This is a genomic window from Azospirillum sp. UENF 312511 (assembly GCF_058780635.1).
Genome location: NZ_JBSNCG010000003.1, coordinates 958,236 through 975,988 on the forward strand (window position 1 = coordinate 958,236; position 17,753 = coordinate 975,988).

Genomic DNA, 17,753 nt, shown 5'->3' on the forward strand with positions numbered 1-17,753 from the left:
CTTCAAATCTCGGTCTGCTCGGCCAGCGCCAGAGCATCCTCGACCTCGATCCCAAGATAGCGGACCGTGCTCTCCAGCTCGGTGTGGCCGAGCAGGAACTGGATAGCACGCAGATGCCGGTTCCCCATGCCAGCGAGCGCACCTCAAGTTTGCTTTGCTGCCCGCACCCGCCCGGCCCAGTCGCCGGTCAGCTCCGCCTGTCCCTCCTCTCCCCGAATGAAATCCGCGCAACGGCGCAGAGCCATGTCCAGCGGCAGACGAGCCGGTCCTTTCAGGCTGCATTCCCAGACAGTCAGAAGCCGCCAGCCGGCAGCGCGCAAGGCTTCGGCAGTGCGCCAGTCACGCGTCCGGTTGCCGTCCAGCTTCGCCGCCCAGAACTCCGGCCGGGTCGCAGGCATCTTGCACATGGGGCAGTCATGGCCATGCCAGAAACAGCCATGGACCAGAACAACCGCCCGGTGCCGCGGAAACACTAGGTCGGGGCGACCGGGCAGGTCCCGCGAGTGCAGGCGAAACCGCAACCCCGCCGCGTGCAGCCCCCGGCGCAGCATTAACTCCAGCTTGGTATCTTTGCCCCGGATCCGGCTCATGTTATGCCGGCGCTGTTCCGGGGTCAGCACGTCCACTAAGGCGATCCTCCTTTGGCATCCGCCACCACCAAGCGCAGTGCCGCCGTGATTTCAGCGGCCGCCATGCCCGGACGCAACGTCACCGCACCGAAACGGAATCCGGCCCGGTAGTCCGGATGAAACGGGCGCCCGGGCAAAGGTGTCTCCTGGTAGCCCGGCTTCAGCACCGGCAGGTGCGGCGTCAGCAGATAGGCCGCCGTGACGATCCCCTCCGCCGCGCCGGACGCGGCCTCGCGCACCAAGGCGTCGCGGTAAGTGTGGATGGAGCCCAGTGCGTCGTTCAGCCCGTCATCGATCCGGTACTTCGCATCCAGCACGATGACGCGGTCGTCGCCACTAAGCGCCGCAGCTTCCTGCGCCACCACCACGTCCGGCGTCATGGTCCGGCTGTAGGAACCTTGTCCGTCCGGCTCGACCCAGAACTCTCGGTACTGCTTCTGGAAGCAAAGCTTCCAGCCACCGCCCACCGGCACGGTGACGGCGCCCGCGGCCAGCGTCACGCCGCCAGCGCTGTCACCGATGAACAGGTCGCAGATATCGAGGCCATCCGGGCCGAACTCCTCCGCTCCGGCCCTTACCAGCCGCAGGAAACACCACAGCTCGTAGAGCTCGAAGGTCCGGGCCAGCGGCAGATTCAGAAAGTCGCCGAACACCGCAGCAATGCCGAGGTTCATGTCCTGCGCGACACGGTAGAACCGACGATAGGCGGGATCGTGGCGGAACACTGAGGACAGGGTCAGACGCGGCGGAGCATCGCCCGCCTCCGCGAACGGGGCCGCAGTGGCAAGGCGTCCGACCCGCCGCGCGAGCCGGCGACACCGCTCCGCCCAGAGCGCCTCCCCCCGGCGCAGCCCGGCATCATCCCCGTGGCGCCCGCTCGCCAGCGTCTCGGCGACCGCGGTCAGCCACGCCGCCCAAGACCGCAGGCAGGCGGCCATCTGCCAGTGCTCCGGCAGATCGAACGAGTTCTGCCGCTGCCGGACACGGATGCGTTCAGGTAGGAAACCCTGCAACGGCACCGGCAGGCGCGAGGGGGCGGCGGTTTCCCGGACAACGCGCCCCGACCGGAAGGACCGCAGGATCTCCGGATCGGTGGCATGGCTTGCACGGTGATAGGGAAGCAGCGCCTCTCCGGCTTTCAGCATGCGGCGCGGGTTGCGCTCGATGGCCGCGACGATGTCTTCCAGCTCTCCGATGCGCGACCGCAGAAATTCCAGCCGGGCGATGGCCGGCGGCCGGTTGCCGGTGCCCTTCGCGATCGCCTTGCGGAAGCTGCTGAGCGCGAACAGGGCGAAGGTGCTGTGGGAGCGGGTGCAGGCGATCCTGGAGGCCAACCGGGTCGAGCGGGAGAACCGCCCCCGCGTTGCCGGCCGGCCGCTGCTGACCGGCCTGATCGTCGATGACCGCGGCAACATGATGAGCCCGTCGCATTGCCTCAAGAAGGGACGGCGCTACCGCTACTACACCAGCCAGGCGGTCCTGCAGCACCGTCCGGTGACGGCCGGCACGCTGACCCGGGTGTCGGCCCCGGCCATCGAACAGCTGGTGGAGGATCGGCTCTGTGCGCTCATGGCCGGTGCCGGGCGACGGGACTGGGAGCGGTTGACGGTGCAGGAGAAGGCACGCCGGCTGGCCGTCCTGGTGCGGCGCATCGAGGTGGGCGCGGAGCGGGTCCGGATCACGCTGCCGCATGGCGAAGGCGTCGATCCGGGGAATGCGCTGCACCTGATGCAGAGGGGCGAGAGTTCTGATCGAGGACGTGGATGAACGGATCCTGGAAATCCCCGTCCGCCTGAAGACGTGGGGCGGCCGGCGGGTGATCGTCGGTCCCGACGGCCAGGACCTGACCGCCCGGCCGCGTGTCGACGAGGCGCTGGTCAAGGCGCTGGCCCGGGCGCATCGCTGGTGCCGGCGACTCGCCTCGGGACAGGTGGCGTCGGTGTCGGAACTGGCCACCGAGGCCGGCTGCACCAAGGCCTACATCCGCCAGATCCTGAGGCTGGCCTTTCTCGCCCCCGACCTCGTCGACGCCATCCTGCGCGGGGAGCAGCCGCGCCGCCTCACCCTGGGCACGATGCTGGAAACCGAAATCCCGCTGGCCTGGAACGAGCAGCGCCGGCTCCTCGGCTTCCCTTCCCGCTGATCATATCCCGATCCGGGAAAGAGCGCGGTGCTCCCTCGGGGCGCCGCGCTCTTTCGTCAGCGTCACTCAGCCAAACCTTGGGCGGCGCTGTCGGGCGATCGTGGTCTTGGCGGGAACGCGACGGTTCCGGTCATGCGTGGAGCTTCCCCAAACCGGCAGACAGCGCCATGGCAGGCGAGTAACCTTTCGCGCCCGAAAGGGAAGTCGGTCACGGACCGGCGGAGAAAAGCGGGCACAGACCGGCCAAACAGCGCGGCTTATGGCCCATTACAGGGTCGATGTCTGGGAAAGTATAAGGCTAACCGCCCGGAAGTACGGCGGTATCTCACTTCTGCTGACGCCACAGCAAAGTCAGCAGGAAAACTGGCGGAGGGAGAGGGATTCGAACCCTCGATACCCTTTTGGGGTATACACACTTTCCAGGCGTGCGCCTTCGACCACTCGGCCACCCCTCCGCAGAGGCCGCGTTTATATCCAGCCCGAAGGCGGTGCGCAAGCCCCTGAAATCACTTTTTGGGAAAAATCTTGCACCGCCTTCTGGATGATCCGCTGGGCGGATCGACGCCTCTCTCTCCTCAACCGAGACCGCGGACCAGATCGGCCACCGTGCGGCACAGCAGGTCGATGTCCTGGTCGCGCGACAGGCGATGGTCGCCGTCCTTCACCAGCGTCACCCGCACGTCCGCGCTGCTCAGACGGTCGGCCAGGGTCAGGCTGACCTGCCAGGGCACGTCGGGGTCGGCCATGCCGTGCAGCAGGCGCACCGGCTTGTCGAAGGCGATCGGCTGGCGCAGCAGCAGGTGGTTGCGCCCGCCCTCGATCAGGGCGCGGGTGATCGGCTGTGGCTCCGGCCCGTAGTCGGACGGGCGCAGCCAGCGGCCCGTCTCCAGGATCTCGCGGCGGACGGACTCGTCGAAGAGGTCCCACATCAGGTCCTCGGTGAAGTCCGGGGCGGCGGCGATGCCGACCAAGCCGGCCACCCGCTCCGGACGGCGCAGCGCGGTCAGCAGCATCATCCAGCCGCCCATCGAGGAGCCGACGAGGATCTGCGGTCCCACCGTGACACGGTCCAGGACGGCCAGCGCGTCGTCGGCCCACAGCCCGATGGTGCCCTCGTCGAACCGCCCGCTGGAGGCGCCGTGCCCCTGATAGTCGAAACGGGTGAAGGACACCCCCTCGCCCGCCGCCCATTCCTCCAGGGCCAGCGCCTTGGTGCCGGTCATGTCCGACATGAAGCCGCCGAGGAACATCACGCCGGGGGCCAGCCCTTCCGGGTCGCGCCCGGGGGTGTGACGATAGGCTATGGTCGCGGCGCCGCGCTTCAGGCTATGGTGCGCGCCGCCCGGCGACGGGACGGGGCCGGCTGCGGGTTCGGTCATATCGGACACCTCTGTGGGCCAGGACTTTAGGAATCTGTGACTATGGACGTCGAATCCCAGCTTAGCACCGGCGAGGACCCGCGCAACCCGGCCGGCGCCTTCGCGAAGGGCGCCTTCGCGGCGGGCGGGCGCCGGCCCGTCGTTCTCCAGGTGCTGCCGGCGCTGGTCACCGGCGGGGCCGAGCGCGGCTGCATCGACGTGGCGCTGGCCCTGGCCCAAGCCGGCGCGCTGCCGCTGGTGGCGTCCGAAGGCGGGCCGATGGCGGCGGAGCTGGACCGCGCCGGCATCCGCCACATCACCCTGCCGCTAGCCTCCAAGAACCCGCTGGTCATCCGCCGCAACGCGCGCAAGCTGGAGGCGATCATCCGCGAGAACGGCGTGGACATCGTGCACGCCCGGTCCCGCGCCCCGGCCTGGAGCGCCTGGCTGGCCTGCCAGGCGACCGGCGCGCGCTACATGACCACCTTCCACGCTCCGTACAATTACAAGAACCGGCTGAAGCGCTGGTACAATTCGGTGATGGCGCGGGGCGAGCGGATCATCGCGATCTCCGATTTCATCCGCCGCCACATCCTGGAGAACTACGCGGTCGATCCGGCGGTCATCCGCACCATTCACCGCGGCATCGACCCGCTGTCCTTCGCACCGGAGCGGGTCAGCTCCGCCCGCATGATCCAGCTCGCCCAGAAATGGCGGCTGCCCGACGATAAGCCGGTGATCCTGCTGCCCGGCCGCCTGACCCGCTGGAAGGGCCAGACGGTGCTGATCGACGCGCTGGCGAAGCTGGGGCGCAAGGACGTCTGCGCGCTGCTGGTCGGGTCCGACCAGGGCCGCACCGGTTACCGGCAGGAGTTGGAGGAGCAGGTGCGCCGCGCCGGGCTGGAGGGCATGGTCAAGATGACCGACCATTGCAACGACATGGCCGCCGCCTACCGGCTGTCCACCGTCGTCGTCTCCGCCTCGCAGGAGCCGGAAGCCTTCGGGCGGGTGATCGCCGAAGCCCAGGCCATGGGCCGCCCGGTGATCGTCTCCGCCATCGGCGCCTATCAGGAAACGGTGATTCCCGGCGAGACCGCCTGGGTGGTGCCGCCCGCCGATCCCGACGCGCTGGCCAAGGCGCTGGACGAGGCGCTGTCGCTGACGACGGAGCAGCGCGACGCCATCGGCGCCCGCGCCCGCGCCTTCGTCGCCGAGCGCTACACCAAGCAGCGCATGTGCGCCGACACGCTGGCCGTCTATGCGGAGCTTCTCGCCGAGCCCAAGCGCGCCCAGCAAGGCCGCTGAGCTACTACCCCTTTCCCGCCCGTCACACCACCGGACCTCATGACCGACATCGTCCAGCTTTCCGGAATCGCCCCCGTCATCGACCGTTACGACGGGGTCATCCTTGACCTGTGGGGCGTTCTGCACGACGGCGAGCGGCCCTATCCCGGCGTGCCGGAGTGCTTGGACCGCCTGCGCACGGCGGGCAAGGTGATCTGCCTGCTGTCCAACGCGCCGCGCCGCACCGGCGGCGTCATCGCCAAGCTGGACGGCATGGGGATCGGGCGCGAGCGCTACCATCACGTCATGACCTCGGGCGAGGCCGCCTACGACGCGCTGCGCGACCGCGACGACCCGTGGCACGCCGCTCTGGGCCGGCGCCTGTACCACATCGGCCCCGACCGCGACATGGACGTGTATGAGGGGCTGGACTACACGCTCGCGGCGTCGCCGGACGAGGCCGATTTCGTCGTGAACACCGGCATCGTCGACTTCGGGGAGTCGCTGTCGGTTTACGAGCCGGCACTGGAGGCCTGCCGCCGCCACAACCTGCCGATGGTCTGCGCCAACCCCGACCTGATCGTGATGGTCGGCGAGCAGATGGTTATCTGCGCCGGCACCCTGGCCCAGCGCTACGAGGCGATGGGCGGCGACGTGTTCTGGCACGGCAAGCCGCACGCCCCGGTCTATGACCGCTGCCTGTCGCTGATGGGCATCAAGGACAAGCGGCGCATCCTGGCGGTGGGCGACAGCCTGCGCACCGACGTGGCCGGCGCCAACGCCGCCCGGATCAACGTGGCGCTGGTCACCTTCGGCATTCATCGGGAGGAGCTGGGCGGCGCCTGGGGTGAGGCGGTGGACCCGGCCAAGCTGGCTGCCGCCGCCGCCGCGTCCGGCCATCAGCCGACTTACGCCTTGCCCAGCCTGCGCTGGTAGGACGGACGGAGGCCCGTCCCTTTGTTCAGTCGAAGGGCGGGATGGCGTCGTCCATGGCCTTGCGCAGAATGCTGGACGGCCCGTCTTCGGAGAAGCCGCGGCTTCCGATGGCGTTGCGGAAATAGCTGACGATGAAGACCCGGATGGAGGCGGTCAAATTCGCTTCCCCGCGCCTTTGATCGATCTGGGTGCAGATATCGTTGAGCGTCAGCCCCTCACGCTCGCAGATTTCCTTCAAGGAGTCCCAAATGTAGGGCTCCATTCGAAGACTGGTGCGTCGACCGGAAACCTTGACATTGCGACAGACCAGGACCGGCCCTTCCTTGTTCCCCTGTCTGTCCGCCATATTGCTGCCCTTGGTCCCCTGCCGTTGCGGAAAGGCGCTCGCGTTTCCGGCGAACATACATTCACTTGTATGATGATATTGCAAGCGGCGTGTGGGCACAAAGCCAATTTCGACCGGGGGTCGCGATCCCGGCCCCGGGTTCACCGTTCCAGCCACCGCGCGGCGCCGGCTCGGGCAAAAGCCGCTTCCCTTCGTTGGCGCCTTCGCTGTACCAGTGCCTGAACGAACCGGCACAAGCTGTAGTGGTCACTTCCGGTGGAGAACGAGCAATGGTGCGACCGGCGGCGTGGGGGATCGCGGTGACGCTGATGGCCGGGCTGGCGCCCGGGTTGGCTCCCGTTCCGACCGCCCGCGCGGCCGAGTTGCCCATCGACCGCATCCGCGCCGAGGTGTCGCGCCTCGTCCCACCCCTCTGGACCGTCGAGGAGATGACCGCGGACCCGATTCCCGTCCCGGCACCCGACGGCAAGGCCGCCGCGAAAACCGTCGAGTCGCGGACCGCCGTCCGGATCGCGGTCAAGCTGCGGCTGGCCAAGCCGACCTACGCGGTGGACAGCCGCGACGGCGCCGTGACCTTCATCCGCCCCGTCGCCGAGGCCGGGTTGGAGAAGACACTCACCGCCACCGCGCTCGCCACGCTCGGCCCCAATGGCTGGAGCGCGCGCATCGAGTTGCGCAACCCGGAGGTGCTGGAGGGCATCGGCCAGCCGCTGGAGGAGCTTCCCGGCCGTCCGGTGCTGGCCGGTTCCGCCGAGGCCAACCGCCTGCGCGACCAGATCGCCCGCGACGCCGAGGCCCGCGGCGCCGAGGAGGACGCCCGCCGCCGCCGCGAGGAGGACCTGCTCGCCCGGCAGGCCGCTGCAACCAAGGCCGAAGAGGAGCGCGCCGCCGCCGAACGGCGGCAGGAGGACGCCCGCGCCGCGCGGATCGCCGAGCTGCGCGCCCGCATTCAGGGCGCCGACCGCCCGGCGCGGATCGCCGCCTACGAGGCGGCGCTGGGCGGCAACGACCCGGCGCTGCGCCAGATCGCCCTGGAGGCGGCGTTGCAGAGCCGCGACCCGGTGCTGGGCAATCTGGCGCTGAAGGACTGGATCGCCCGCCGCAAGGCGGTGCCGGTGCAGCTCTACGCGACGAAGGAGGACCCGCATTCGGAAACGGTGCTGAACAATCTGGGGCCGCTGACGCTGGAGATCGACTCCGTCAACCCGGTCAACGGCGCACTCGCCGGACGGCTGGGGGCCCCAGGCTACAGCATCGCCAAGCCTTCCGCCGCCGTTGGCGCGCTGGCACAGACCACCCTGACGGTGAACGCCTACGGCTGCGCCTTGTCGCTGCGCCTGACCGAGCAGCAGACCTTGGACGGGCTGTTCCGCTGCCAGACCCTGCCCGCGCTCATCGCCCGCGTCACCGTGGATTGAGGCGGCGGATGCGCCGGCTCGCCCTTTCCCTCCTCGCCTTGCTGGCGTTGTTCGGCACCCCCTCGGCGCGGGCGGACGAGGCCGAGCCGACCTTCACGCCGCGCCCGCCGCCGACCGCCGTTCTGCCCCGGCTGACTCCGTTGGGCCAGACGGGAAAGGCAACTGCGCAGGGCTTGGCGCCGTTGCTTCCGTTGCCGGTGCTGACCGAGCCATTGACAGCGGCGGAACCGGCCACCGCCGCTGCTCCCGCGGCGGAGCCTCCAGCTCAGGCCGCCACCGATACCCTTGCCGCCCCGCTGCCGACCCGCAAGCCCTCCGGCCCGGCCCCCGCGACGGTCGCGGAAAGCGCGCCGGCAAACCGTTTCAAAGGCGGCTACGCCAAGGCATCGAAGGAGGATCGCGGCTGCGCCCTGCCCGGTCCCATCGCCGAGGAACGCAGCGCCGATACGCGCCGCCCGGCCATCGCCGTGGGGACGCGGGTGCGCGTCCGCGCCGCCGCGAACCTGCGTGTCGCCCCCTTCTGCGACGCCAAGGTGGCGGACGTCCTGGAGCGGGGGGAGACGGTCACCGTGATGGCCGCCTTCGGGTCCTGGTATGAGGTCGGGCGGAACGGGCGGGCGTTGGGCTTCGTCGGGGCCTCCCTGCTCGCCGGGGCGAAGGGTCGCTAACCCTTCACCCGGGCCGCCTCGACCATGAAACGGCGCCAGATTTCCGCCGGGACGGAGCCGCCGGTCACCCCCTTCATGGGCGTGTTGCCATCGTTGCCGACCCACACCCCCACCGTCAGCCCGCGCCCGGCCACGCCGTCGGCGAAGCCGATGAACCAGGCGTCCCGGTAATCGTTGGTGGTGCCGGTCTTGCCGCCCGCCCCACGCTTGGCGAGCGCTTCCGGCAGGCGGGCCGTCCTGCCGGTGCCGTCCCGCATCACCTCGCCCAGCATCGCCTTCAGGGTGGCGGCGGCCTGCGGGTCGATCACCCGGTCCGCTTTCGGCGGGGTGTAGCTGTAGATCGTCCGCCCGGCGGGATCGCCGATGCGCTGGAACAGATGGCCGCTGACCTTGCTGCCGCCGTTGGCGACCACCGCGTAGGCCTGGGTGATCTCCAGCAGCGACACCTCGCTGACTCCCAGCGCGAGGCCGAGATCCGGCTCCAACGGCAACTCGACGCCGAGGCGGCGGGCGGCGGCGGCGATCTCCTCCGCATGGCCGCGGGTCAGCCTGGCCGAGGCCGTGTTGGTGGAATGGGTGAAGGCGTCGGCCAGCGTCACCGAGGACGGGTAGCGGTTGTCGAAATTGCGGATGGCCCGCCCGTCCGTGAACTCCATGCGCGAGCCGTCGACGCGGGAGTCCGGGGTCAGCCCGCGCTCCAGCGCCGCCAGGAAGACGAACAGCTTGAAGGCCGAGCCGGGCTGGCGGCGGGCTTGGAGCGCGCGGTTGAAGTGGTCGCGCCGGGCCGCCGCGTCGCGCCCGCCGATCATCGCCAAAATCGCCCCATCGCCGTCCAGCGCCACCAGGGCGACTTCCGCGTCGCCCAGACTCTTGGCGTGGCGCTTCAGGGTGGTTTCCACGCTGCGCAGGGCGGCAGCCTGAAGGTCGCGGTCGAGCGTTGTGCGCGCGGTGAAGGTCGGCCCTGGAAGATCGCCGCCGTAGCGGTCGGCGGCAAAACGGTCGAAGCGGGCCTTGGCCGTCTCGCGGAAATGACCGGTGGACAGCACCGCCGCCTTGTTGGCCGCGGCCAGCAACGGGCGCTGGCGCTTGGTCTGCTCCGCCGTGCGTTCGGTGATGAAGCCGGCGTCGGCCATGGCGTCGAGCACCAGGGCGGCCTTGGCCTCCGCCTTCTCCAGATCGGCAAAAGGGTTCAGGCGGGAGGGGGCGGGCAGCGCGCCGACGAGCATCGCCGACTCCTTCAGCGACAGCTTGCCCGCCGGCTTGCCGAAGAAGACGCGGGCGGCGGCGTCCACCCCGTACGCGCCGAAACCGAAATAGGCGCGGTTGAGGTACAGATACAGGACGTTCTTCTTGCCGAGCTGTTCCTCGAAATCGCTGGCGCTGTACAGCTCGTACGCCTTGCGGGACCAACGGTTGTAGCGGTTGAGGAAGATCAGCTTCATCGTCTGCTGGGTCAGCGTGCTGCCGCCCTGGCTGAAGCGGCCGGAGGTCACCGCCACGGCCAGGGCGCGGGCCAGACCTTGGAAGTCGATGCCGTCATGCTCCAGATAGCGCCGGTCCTCCTTGGCGATCAGCGCCTGGATCAGGTGCTTCGGCAGCTTCTCCAGGGTCAGCGTGTCGCCGTACGTCTCGCCGATGGAGCCGATGAAGCGGCCCTGCCGGTCGAGGAAGCGCACGCCGTGGCCGCGGTTGTACGCCAGCACATCGTCGACGGTGCGGAACTCGTCCCCGAACAGATCCATCGCCTGGGCGGGGGGCGGCGCGGACAGGCCGGACAGCAGCGGCAGCGCGAGCGTCAAAGCCAGGGCGGCGCGGCGGAACAGGGGTGGTCGGGGCATAGGCCGGATGTTGGAGGCGGGATGAGCCTCACGTCGGCGCGCCGCCCCGCTTCCGCAATGCCGCTACCCCGTAATTGCGAAGCGGCGCAACGGTCCCGCCGCCCAACAAAAAAGCCCGCCGGAACCGGCGGGCCTTTTTGGGATGCGTGTGCTCTGCCGAAGGCGGTCGGGCCTTCGCACCGAAGGGTCACCTCGGCGCCTTATCTTGGCGCCAGGACCATGACCATCTGGCGGCCTTCGAGCTTCGGCATCTGTTCGACCTTTGCCAACTCGTCCAGCTCGTTGCGCACGCGGACCAGCACGTTCATGCCAAGATCCTGGTGCGCCATCTCGCGCCCGCGGAAGCGCATGGTCACCTTGACCTTGTCGCCTTCCTCAAGGAAACGTCGGGCCGAGCGCATCTTCACGTCGTAATCGTTGTCATCGATGTTGGGTCGGAGCTTGATCTCCTTCACCTCGATGATCTTCTGCTTCTTGCGCGCCTCGGCAGCCTTCTTCTGCGCCTCGTACTTGTACTTGCCATAGTCGAGGATCTTGCAGACAGGAGGCTCTGCCTGAGGGGCGATCTCGACGAGGTCGAGACCCGCATCCTCAGCGGCCAGCAGCGCATCGCGCAGCGAAACGACGCCCACCATCTCGCCGTCGGCACCGACGAGACGGATCGAGCGAGCCGTGATCTCCCGGTTTACCCGCGGTCCATCGCGGGTCGGAGCGGCTTCGGACGGTATCCTGGCTATGGACGCTTCTCCATGACTGGAAACCCACCGGGGCGCGACCTCCCGGAGGGAAGCCCGCCCGAACGGTGCGGTCGGTTAAAACGGCGAATCGAAGGCGGCGGCGCCCGCGGGGGACCTTGCCTCCTCACTCAGTTTATTGAGCGCCGCGTCGAGGGCAAGAACTTCCTGATCCTTACCACCGAGGGTACGGAGGGCGACCGTCCGCTCCTCCGCCTCGCGCTTGCCCACAACCACCAGGACGGGAACCTTCTGAAGGCTGTGTTCGCGGACCTTCAGGTTGATCTTCTCGTTCCGGGTGTCGAGTTCGGCGCGGATGCCATGGCGCTTGAGCAGGCTGACGACCTCCTGCCCGTAGCCATCGGCCTCGTTGGTGATGGTGCAGACCACCGCCTGGACCGGGGAGAGCCACATCGGGAACTTGCCGGCGTAATGCTCGATCAGCATGCCGATGAAGCGTTCCAGCGACCCCAGGATGGCCCGGTGCAGCATCACCGGACGGTGGCGGGCGCCGTCCTCGCCGATGTAGGAGGCGTCCAGCCGCTCGGGAAGGTTGGGATCGTACTGGAGCGTGCCGCACTGCCAGGTGCGCCCGATGGCGTCGGTCAGGTGGAATTCCACCTTCGGCCCGTAGAAGGCGCCCTCGCCCGGCAGGTCCTCATACTCCAGCCCGGCGGCGTCGAGCGCTTGGCGCAGCGCGCCCTCCGCCCGGTCCCACAGGTCGTCGGAGCCGGTGCGCACGTCGGGACGCAGCGCCAGCTTCACCGCGATCTTGTCGAAGCCCAGATCCCGGTACACGCCGAGCTGCAGCTTGAAATACTCCGCCGCTTCGCTCGCCACCTGATCTTCGGTGCAGAAGATGTGGGCGTCGTCCTGGGTGAAGGCGCGCACGCGCAGGATGCCGTGCAGCGCGCCCGACGGCTCGTTGCGGTGGCAGGCCCCGAACTCCGCCATGCGGATCGGCAGGTCGCGGTAGGAGCGCAGCCCGTGCTTGAAGATCTGCACATGGCCCGGACAGTTCATCGGCTTGATGCCGAGCATCTTCTCGCCGTCGTCCGCCGAGACCTTGAACATGTTGTCGCCATACATGTCCCAGTGGCCCGACGCCTTGAACAGCGAGCTGTCGATCAGCTGCGGCGTCTTGACCTCGACGTAGTCCGCCTGGCTCAGCTTGGTGCGGATGTAGGTCTCCAGCGTGCGGAACAGCGTCCAGCCCTTCGGATGCCAGAAGACCGAGCCGACGGCCTCCTCCTGCACGTGGAACAGGTCCAACTCCTTGCCCAGCCGGCGGTGGTCGCGCTTCTCCGCCTCCTCGAGCTGGTGCAGGTAGGCCTTCAGCTCCTTCTCGTCGCGCCACGCGGTGCCGTAGATGCGCTGGAGCATGGGGTTGCGGCTGTCGCCGCGCCAGTAGGCGCCGGCCACCTTCATCAGCTTGAAGCCGTTGCCGACCTTGCCGGTCGTCGGGGCGTGCGGGCCGCGGCACAGGTCCAGCCAGTCGTCCTGGCGATAGACGCTGATGTCCTGGTCCGCCGGGATCGCCTCGATCAGCTCGGCCTTGTAATGCTCGCCGAGCTTCTTGAAGTAGGCGACCGCATCGTCGCGGGTCCAGACCTCGCGGACGATGGGAACGTCCTTGGCGACGATCTCGCGCATCTTCGCCTCGATCTTCTGCAGATCGTCGGGCGTGAAGGGTTCCTCGCGCGCGAAGTCATAATAGAAGCCGTTGGCGATCGCCGGACCGATGGTCACCTGCGTGCCCGGATAGAGCTTCTGCACGGCGTCGGCGAGGACGTGGGCGGCGTCGTGACGGATGACCTCGAGCGCGTCGGGATGACTGCGCGTGACGATCTCGATCTTGGCGTTGGTGGTGACGGTGGTGGTGAGGTCCTTCACCTCGCCGTCGAGCTTGACGGCAAGCGCATCCTTGGCAAGGCGCGGCCCGATGGACTGGGCAATCTCAAGCCCCGTCACCGGCCGGTCGAACTCCCGCACGCTACCATCGGGCAGCGTGATGGCGATGTTGGACGTCACCGAAGTCACCATTTGACTGTTTGCATCGCACCCGGCGGATGCCGGGAGGCGAAATCTCTAATGCGGGTGGGCTTTCTGTCAAGGGTGCCGGGAGCCTTTCCGGCCTGAATTCGCCGCCCGAATGGCGAATTTCCTTGCAAAATTATTTCACGGCGCTTTGCGCGCGGGCCTCGGTTCGCCGAACCGGTAGCCCTGGCCGAAATCGATGCCGCTGCGCAGGATCGCGTCGAGCTGTGTCTCCGTCTCGATCTTCTCGGCGATGAGGTCGATCCCCGTGCCGTCCAGGCGGCGGCGCAGCGCCTCGACGCGCGGCGCCAGGGCGGGGTCGAGCAGCAGGGCGCAGTCCAGCTTCAGATAGCGGATGTCGTGGCGCAGCAGCGCGTCCACGTCGATGTCCAGATCGCTCACCCGGTCCATGGAGAAGCGGAAGCCGATGCGGGACAGCTGCGACAGAATGCCCATCGTCACCGCCCCGCCCGCCCGCAGTTCCTGTTGGCTCAACTCGAACACCAGCTTGGGCACCAGCGTCTGGTTCCGGGCCAACAGGTCGAGGAACTGCCGCATGAATTCCGCGTCGCTGAGCGTGGCGGCGGACATGTTGCAGAAGAAGCCGATGGCGTGCTGGCGCCGCTCCGTCTCGCGGATCAGCTGGATGCAGCGGACCAGCAGGAGATTGTCGATGGTGGCCATCAGCCCCGCGCGCTCCGCGATCTCCAGATAGCGGTCCGGCAGGATCAGCGCCCCGTCGGCCGCGCGCACCCGCGAGAACACCTCGAAGAAGCGGTGCTTGCGCTGGGGCAGGCTGACGATCGGCTGGAGGTGGACGTCGATCCGGTCGGCGGCCAGCGCGTCGCGCACCGCTTCCAGAACGGCGGCGTCGTCCAGCGGCGGGGCCGCGACGCTGGACGGGGACCGCAGGTCCGGCGGACGCGGGGCCTGGAACGCCGCACGGGACGGGTGGGACGGCCGCGGCGGTTCGGGGGCCTCGGGCGGCCAGGATTCGCCGAGCCGGGCGACCAGCGCGTGCAGGAGCTTGACCTCCTGAAGGACGGCCTCGTGAGCGGCGGCGGAGTCGACGGCTTGAGCCGGCGCGGTCCGCCGGTCCAGCCGTTCGGCCAGCGCATCCACACTCTTCTGAAGACGGTCCAACCGGCCCAGGGCTTCACGCTCCCGGCAGGCCAGCCGGCGGTGCAGATCCACGACGAGGCCCGCCAGAAGGATCAGCCCGCCACCAAGCCACCCCACCGCCGGGTCGGTGCCCGGCGACAGGTCCGGCAGGCCGAGGACGACCGAGGCCGCCGCGGCGACGGCCACCCCATGGATCAAGGCCGACTTGATCAGGGCCGCCATGCGCCGGTCCCCCGCCCCGCTCAGCGGTGATCCGCCCCCACGGCGTCGCTCAACGAGGCGAAGCCGTCGCGGCGCAGCAGGGCGGCGAGGTCGCGGCGGATCGCCAGCACCAGCGCCGGCCCGGCATAGACCAGCGCGGAGTAGAACTGCACCAGCGAGGCGCCGGCGCGGATCTTGGCGTAGGCGTCGGCGCCCGACGCGATGCCGCCGACCCCGACCAGCGGCACCTTGCCGCCGGTCAGCCCGTACATCTCGCGCAGGACGGCGGTGGAAGGCGCGAAGAGCGGCCTGCCGGACAGGCCGCCGGTTTCCGCGCGCAGCGGTTCCGGGATCTCCGCCGGCCGGGCGATGGTGGTGTTGGACACGATCAGCCCGTCGATGCCCGTTTCCAGCGCGACCGCGGCGATGTCGGCCTTGTCCTCGTCCGTCAGGTCGGGGGCGATCTTCAGCAGGACGGGCGGCGCCTTGGCCAGCTTGCAGGCGGACCGGGCGTCGAGAACGCGGCCCAGAAGGGTGCGCAGCGGGTCGCGCCCCTGGAGCGCGCGCAGGCCCGGCGTGTTGGGGGAGGACACGTTGACGACCAGATAATCGACCAGCGCCGCCACCCGGGTCACGCCGAGGACGTAATCGTCCGCGGCCTCCACCGTATCCTTGTTCTTGCCGAGGTTGGCCCCGACGATTCCCGGCGCCTTGCGGCCACCGGACAGCCGCCGCTCCAGCCGCTGGGCGAAGGGCTCCAGCCCCTCGTTGTTGAAGCCCAGGCGGTTGATGACGGCGCCCTGCTCCGGCGCGCGGAACAGGCGAGGCTTGGGGTTGCCAGGCTGCGGGCGGGGGGTGACGCTGCCCGCCTCGACGAAGCCGAAGCCCAGACGCAGCATGGCGTCGACCACCTCGGCGTTCTTGTCGAAACCGGCGGCGAGGCCGACCGGGTTGGCGAAGTCCAGCCCCATCACCGTGGTCCGCAGGATGGGGTCGTCCTTTTCCCGCACCGGCGGCATCAGCCCGCTCGACAGGGCCTTGATGGTCAGCCCGTGCGCCGTCTCCGGATCGAAGCTGCGCAGGACGGGGCCGACGATGGGAAACAGGTCGATCACGGTGTGGTGTCCTTGAAGGCGGCGTCCTTGAAGGTCGCCGGAAAGAGGTGGCGGCCGTCCGGCCCCAGTGGCAGCGGATCGGCGCGCAGCACCGCCGCGGGCGGCAGCGGGCCGTAGAGATGGGGGAAGAGTTGGCCGCCGCGCGACGGCTCCCAGCGGAGCGCGTCGCCCAGCGCGGCGCCGTCCACCGTCAGCAGGACGAGGCCGTCCTGACCGGCACGGTGCTTGGCCGCGCTTTCCTCGACCTGGGCGCCGGTGGAGAAGTGGATGAAGCCGTCCGCCGCGTCCTGCGACGAGCCGTGGTAGGCCCCGGCGGCGAGCGCCCGTTCCCACTCCGCGGCGCGGCACATATGAAAGATGATCCGTTCAGTCATGGCACGGCGACCTTAGCGCAAAACCGGCCGCCGAAGCCAGCCGTGGCAAATTCGGGAGGACCGGCGGACCGTTGATAACTTCAGAATGGGACGTTGCGCTGTTTGCTTCGCAATTTGCAAATGTGGCTTTGGGAATCCCGCAGCATTTTGCAGAAGGAAAATTCCCCATTCCGCCGGATCGTACCCCGGCGACCACACGGAAAAGCAGCAGAATCAAGGATTCTCCGGAACATCCGCCGCTTCGGCGGCAACTTTCCGGAACTGGCATCGGGATTGCTGAGAGATGGGCAAGCAAGGAGATGCCCCATGAACGCGATTGCGATGAATGTTGTGAAGGAACGGCACCCGGTGGAACACGCGCTCGATTCGCGCATCCATGGGGTGATCATGTCCAGCGTGGAGGGCGCCGCCCTGGCCGCCACCGTCGAGCCCAGCAGCACGCCCGTTCCGCTGAAGCCCTCGGCGGCGATGCTGGCCGCCGGGTCGCGCGCCGGCGGCGTCTCGGTCGAGACGGCCTGGAAGATCTATCTGGCGATGATCAAGGAAGCCGCCTGACCGGTCCGCTCCACCCTCTCCTTCCGCGGCGGCGGTCCGGACCCGGATGTCCGGCCCGCCGGAACGCGTCGGGGGGACGCCGGTGCCGCACGAGGCGTCATTCGACGTCGTTGTAGAACTGGATCCCGCCGATCTCGGCACAGACGCTGCGCCCTTGCGCCCATTGCGGGTTTTCACCCGCCCGGTGCAGGTGAGTCGCGCCTCCGGTCGGATCGTCGAGCAGACCGGCCACCGCGCGGCGGGCGATCCGCCGGGCCGCGGCGAAGACCGGGTCAGCGGCAGTCACCGACAGCAGCCCGAGCCGCCCCGGCGCGTCCGGGTCCCAGCAGGGAAATTGCCCCGGCAGACGGCAGACGGCGACGACGTCATTGCCCCACCACCACCCTCCATGGTCGCGCGCCCGGCCGACGCGGTTCATCACGACCGCCGCCACCGCCTCCATGGCCCGCACGGATTCGCCGCGCGCCTCCCCCCACAGGGTGCGGGCGAGCGTGTCGATGGCTTGGCCGGGCGTGTCGGCGGACGGCCCCCGCGGGGGAGCCGCCGGTCCGGGTTCCGGTTTCAGGACGCGCCCCCTCATCGGCGGCCTCCGTCGCCGTAGGGCGGAACGTAGGGCTGGGCGAACGGCGCGCAGCCGTTTTCCAGCTTGGTCTCGATGCGCAGCAGATGGTCGGTCAGCCGCCGCTCCACATCCTTCAGCGTCGCGACCGAGACGTAGGTCTTGGCGACCTCCAGCTTGTAGGCGGCCAAGCTCTCGCGGACCTGCGCCTGGGCGGTCTCGGCGCGCGCCCGCACCGTCTCCAGCGCGGCTTCCGCATCCCGGCGCAGCCGGGCGATCAGCCAGAACAGCCCGCCCATGACCGGCAACTCGACCGCCGTGATCCACCAGGACAGGTCGATGGACTCCTGCATCTCCGTTCTCCAAAAAAAGCAAAAAGAAAGGGCCGCCCTCCGGTCAGGGAAGGCGGCCCGTCGAACCATGGGACTTCGCGGGC

At 69.1% G+C, this 17,753-nt stretch carries 20 protein-coding genes and 1 tRNA gene; 7 read left to right on the top strand and 14 right to left on the bottom strand.

Going from position 1 to position 17,753, the window contains the following annotated elements:
- Positions 1 to 2 precede the first annotated feature (2 nt).
- The 3 genes from ACWPN7_RS15820 to ACWPN7_RS15830 are packed head-to-tail and all read right to left on the bottom strand — an operon-like array spanning position 3 to position 1,963.
- Complete coding sequence (locus ACWPN7_RS15820) at positions 3 to 128, bottom strand: hypothetical protein (RefSeq protein ID WP_459196852.1); 126 nt, start codon at positions 126 to 128, stop codon at positions 3 to 5.
- Between the two features lie 15 nt (positions 129 to 143).
- Positions 144 to 626: a very short patch repair endonuclease gene (locus ACWPN7_RS15825; protein WP_459196851.1), complete on the bottom strand. Its 483-nt coding sequence runs from the start codon at positions 624 to 626 to the stop codon at positions 144 to 146.
- Positions 626 to 1,963, bottom strand: coding sequence for a DUF2357 domain-containing protein (locus ACWPN7_RS15830; RefSeq protein WP_459196850.1), 1,338 nt, complete (start codon positions 1,961 to 1,963; stop codon positions 626 to 628). Before ACWPN7_RS15830 ends, ACWPN7_RS15825 begins: the two co-directional genes overlap by 1 nt.
- Here ACWPN7_RS15830 and ACWPN7_RS15835 point away from each other — a divergent pair.
- Together ACWPN7_RS15835 and ACWPN7_RS15840 are read left to right on the top strand one after the other, a co-directional pair.
- Entirely contained in the window at positions 1,926 to 2,396 is a 471-nt protein-coding gene (locus ACWPN7_RS15835) for a hypothetical protein (RefSeq protein WP_492273355.1), read from the top strand. The two genes, ACWPN7_RS15830 and ACWPN7_RS15835, sit on opposite strands and share 38 nt — an antisense overlap.
- Positions 2,389 to 2,772: a hypothetical protein gene (locus ACWPN7_RS15840; protein WP_492273356.1), complete on the top strand. Its 384-nt coding sequence runs from the start codon at positions 2,389 to 2,391 to the stop codon at positions 2,770 to 2,772. Before ACWPN7_RS15835 ends, ACWPN7_RS15840 begins: the two co-directional genes overlap by 8 nt.
- 364 nt (positions 2,773 to 3,136) lie before the next feature.
- Here ACWPN7_RS15840 and ACWPN7_RS15845 read toward each other — a convergent pair.
- Positions 3,137 to 3,227: transfer RNA gene (locus ACWPN7_RS15845), tRNA-Ser, on the bottom strand.
- A gap of 120 nt (positions 3,228 to 3,347) precedes the next feature.
- Positions 3,348 to 4,151: an alpha/beta hydrolase gene (locus ACWPN7_RS15850; RefSeq protein WP_459196848.1), complete on the bottom strand. Its 804-nt coding sequence runs from the start codon at positions 4,149 to 4,151 to the stop codon at positions 3,348 to 3,350.
- A gap of 42 nt (positions 4,152 to 4,193) precedes the next feature.
- Between ACWPN7_RS15850 and ACWPN7_RS15855 the strand changes: the two genes are divergently transcribed.
- Positions 4,194 to 5,435, top strand: a complete 1,242-nt coding sequence (locus ACWPN7_RS15855) for a glycosyltransferase family 4 protein (RefSeq protein ID WP_456511955.1) — start codon at positions 4,194 to 4,196, stop codon at positions 5,433 to 5,435.
- 39 nt (positions 5,436 to 5,474) lie between these two features.
- On the top strand, positions 5,475 to 6,350 hold the full coding sequence (locus ACWPN7_RS15860) for a TIGR01459 family HAD-type hydrolase (RefSeq protein WP_459196847.1): 876 nt from the start codon (positions 5,475 to 5,477) through the stop codon (positions 6,348 to 6,350).
- Between the two features lie 25 nt (positions 6,351 to 6,375).
- Here the strand turns inward: ACWPN7_RS15860 and ACWPN7_RS15865 are convergent, their stop codons facing one another.
- Positions 6,376 to 6,753, bottom strand: coding sequence for a ribbon-helix-helix domain-containing protein (locus ACWPN7_RS15865; RefSeq protein ID WP_247891419.1), 378 nt, complete (start codon positions 6,751 to 6,753; stop codon positions 6,376 to 6,378).
- A gap of 212 nt (positions 6,754 to 6,965) precedes the next feature.
- On the opposite strand from ACWPN7_RS15865, the gene ACWPN7_RS15870 reads away from it, so the two are divergent.
- Positions 6,966 to 8,114, top strand: coding sequence for a hypothetical protein (locus tag ACWPN7_RS15870; protein WP_459196846.1), 1,149 nt, complete (start codon positions 6,966 to 6,968; stop codon positions 8,112 to 8,114).
- Between the two features lie 8 nt (positions 8,115 to 8,122).
- Entirely contained in the window at positions 8,123 to 8,782 is a 660-nt protein-coding gene (locus ACWPN7_RS15875) for an SH3 domain-containing protein (protein WP_459196845.1), read from the top strand.
- On the opposite strand, the gene ACWPN7_RS15880 is transcribed toward ACWPN7_RS15875, so the two are convergent.
- The 6 genes from ACWPN7_RS15880 to ACWPN7_RS15905 form a co-directional block, all read right to left on the bottom strand.
- Positions 8,779 to 10,620 (bottom strand): transglycosylase domain-containing protein, encoded by a 1,842-nt coding sequence (locus ACWPN7_RS15880; RefSeq protein WP_492273357.1) that lies wholly within the window; start codon positions 10,618 to 10,620, stop codon positions 8,779 to 8,781. The genes ACWPN7_RS15875 and ACWPN7_RS15880 overlap by 4 nt on opposite strands.
- A 200-nt stretch (positions 10,621 to 10,820) precedes the next feature.
- Positions 10,821 to 11,348 (bottom strand): translation initiation factor IF-3, encoded by a 528-nt coding sequence (gene infC / locus ACWPN7_RS15885; RefSeq protein WP_038529535.1) that lies wholly within the window; start codon positions 11,346 to 11,348, stop codon positions 10,821 to 10,823.
- Positions 11,349 to 11,432: 84 nt separating this feature from the next.
- Positions 11,433 to 13,397 carry a threonine--tRNA ligase gene (gene thrS, locus ACWPN7_RS15890; protein WP_349619639.1) on the bottom strand — a complete coding sequence of 655 codons (1,965 nt, stop codon included), beginning with the start codon at positions 13,395 to 13,397 and terminating at the stop codon, positions 11,433 to 11,435.
- 135 nt (positions 13,398 to 13,532) lie between these two features.
- A complete protein-coding gene (locus ACWPN7_RS15895; RefSeq protein WP_459196843.1) occupies positions 13,533 to 14,735 on the bottom strand; it encodes an EAL domain-containing protein in 1,203 nt (400 codons plus the stop codon).
- Positions 14,736 to 14,755: 20 nt separating this feature from the next.
- Complete coding sequence (locus tag ACWPN7_RS15900) at positions 14,756 to 15,829, bottom strand: quinone-dependent dihydroorotate dehydrogenase (protein ID WP_103041100.1); 1,074 nt, start codon at positions 15,827 to 15,829, stop codon at positions 14,756 to 14,758.
- Positions 15,826 to 16,203, bottom strand: a complete 378-nt coding sequence (locus ACWPN7_RS15905; protein WP_038529543.1) for a DUF952 domain-containing protein — start codon at positions 16,201 to 16,203, stop codon at positions 15,826 to 15,828. Before ACWPN7_RS15905 ends, ACWPN7_RS15900 begins: the two co-directional genes overlap by 4 nt.
- Positions 16,204 to 16,509: 306 nt before the next feature.
- Between ACWPN7_RS15905 and ACWPN7_RS15910 the strand changes: the two genes are divergently transcribed.
- The gene (locus ACWPN7_RS15910; RefSeq protein WP_456526456.1) at positions 16,510 to 16,758 is read left to right on the top strand and encodes a hypothetical protein; all 249 of its coding nucleotides are present in this window, start codon (positions 16,510 to 16,512) and stop codon (positions 16,756 to 16,758) included.
- A 97-nt stretch (positions 16,759 to 16,855) separates the two neighbouring features.
- Here the strand turns inward: ACWPN7_RS15910 and ACWPN7_RS15915 are convergent, their stop codons facing one another.
- Both ACWPN7_RS15915 and ACWPN7_RS15920 read right to left on the bottom strand, forming a co-directional pair.
- Positions 16,856 to 17,338, bottom strand: coding sequence for a cell wall hydrolase (locus ACWPN7_RS15915; RefSeq protein WP_149651641.1), 483 nt, complete (start codon positions 17,336 to 17,338; stop codon positions 16,856 to 16,858).
- Complete coding sequence (locus ACWPN7_RS15920) at positions 17,335 to 17,670, bottom strand: hypothetical protein (protein ID WP_051657977.1); 336 nt, start codon at positions 17,668 to 17,670, stop codon at positions 17,335 to 17,337. Before ACWPN7_RS15920 ends, ACWPN7_RS15915 begins: the two co-directional genes overlap by 4 nt.
- Positions 17,671 to 17,753 lie beyond the last annotated feature (83 nt).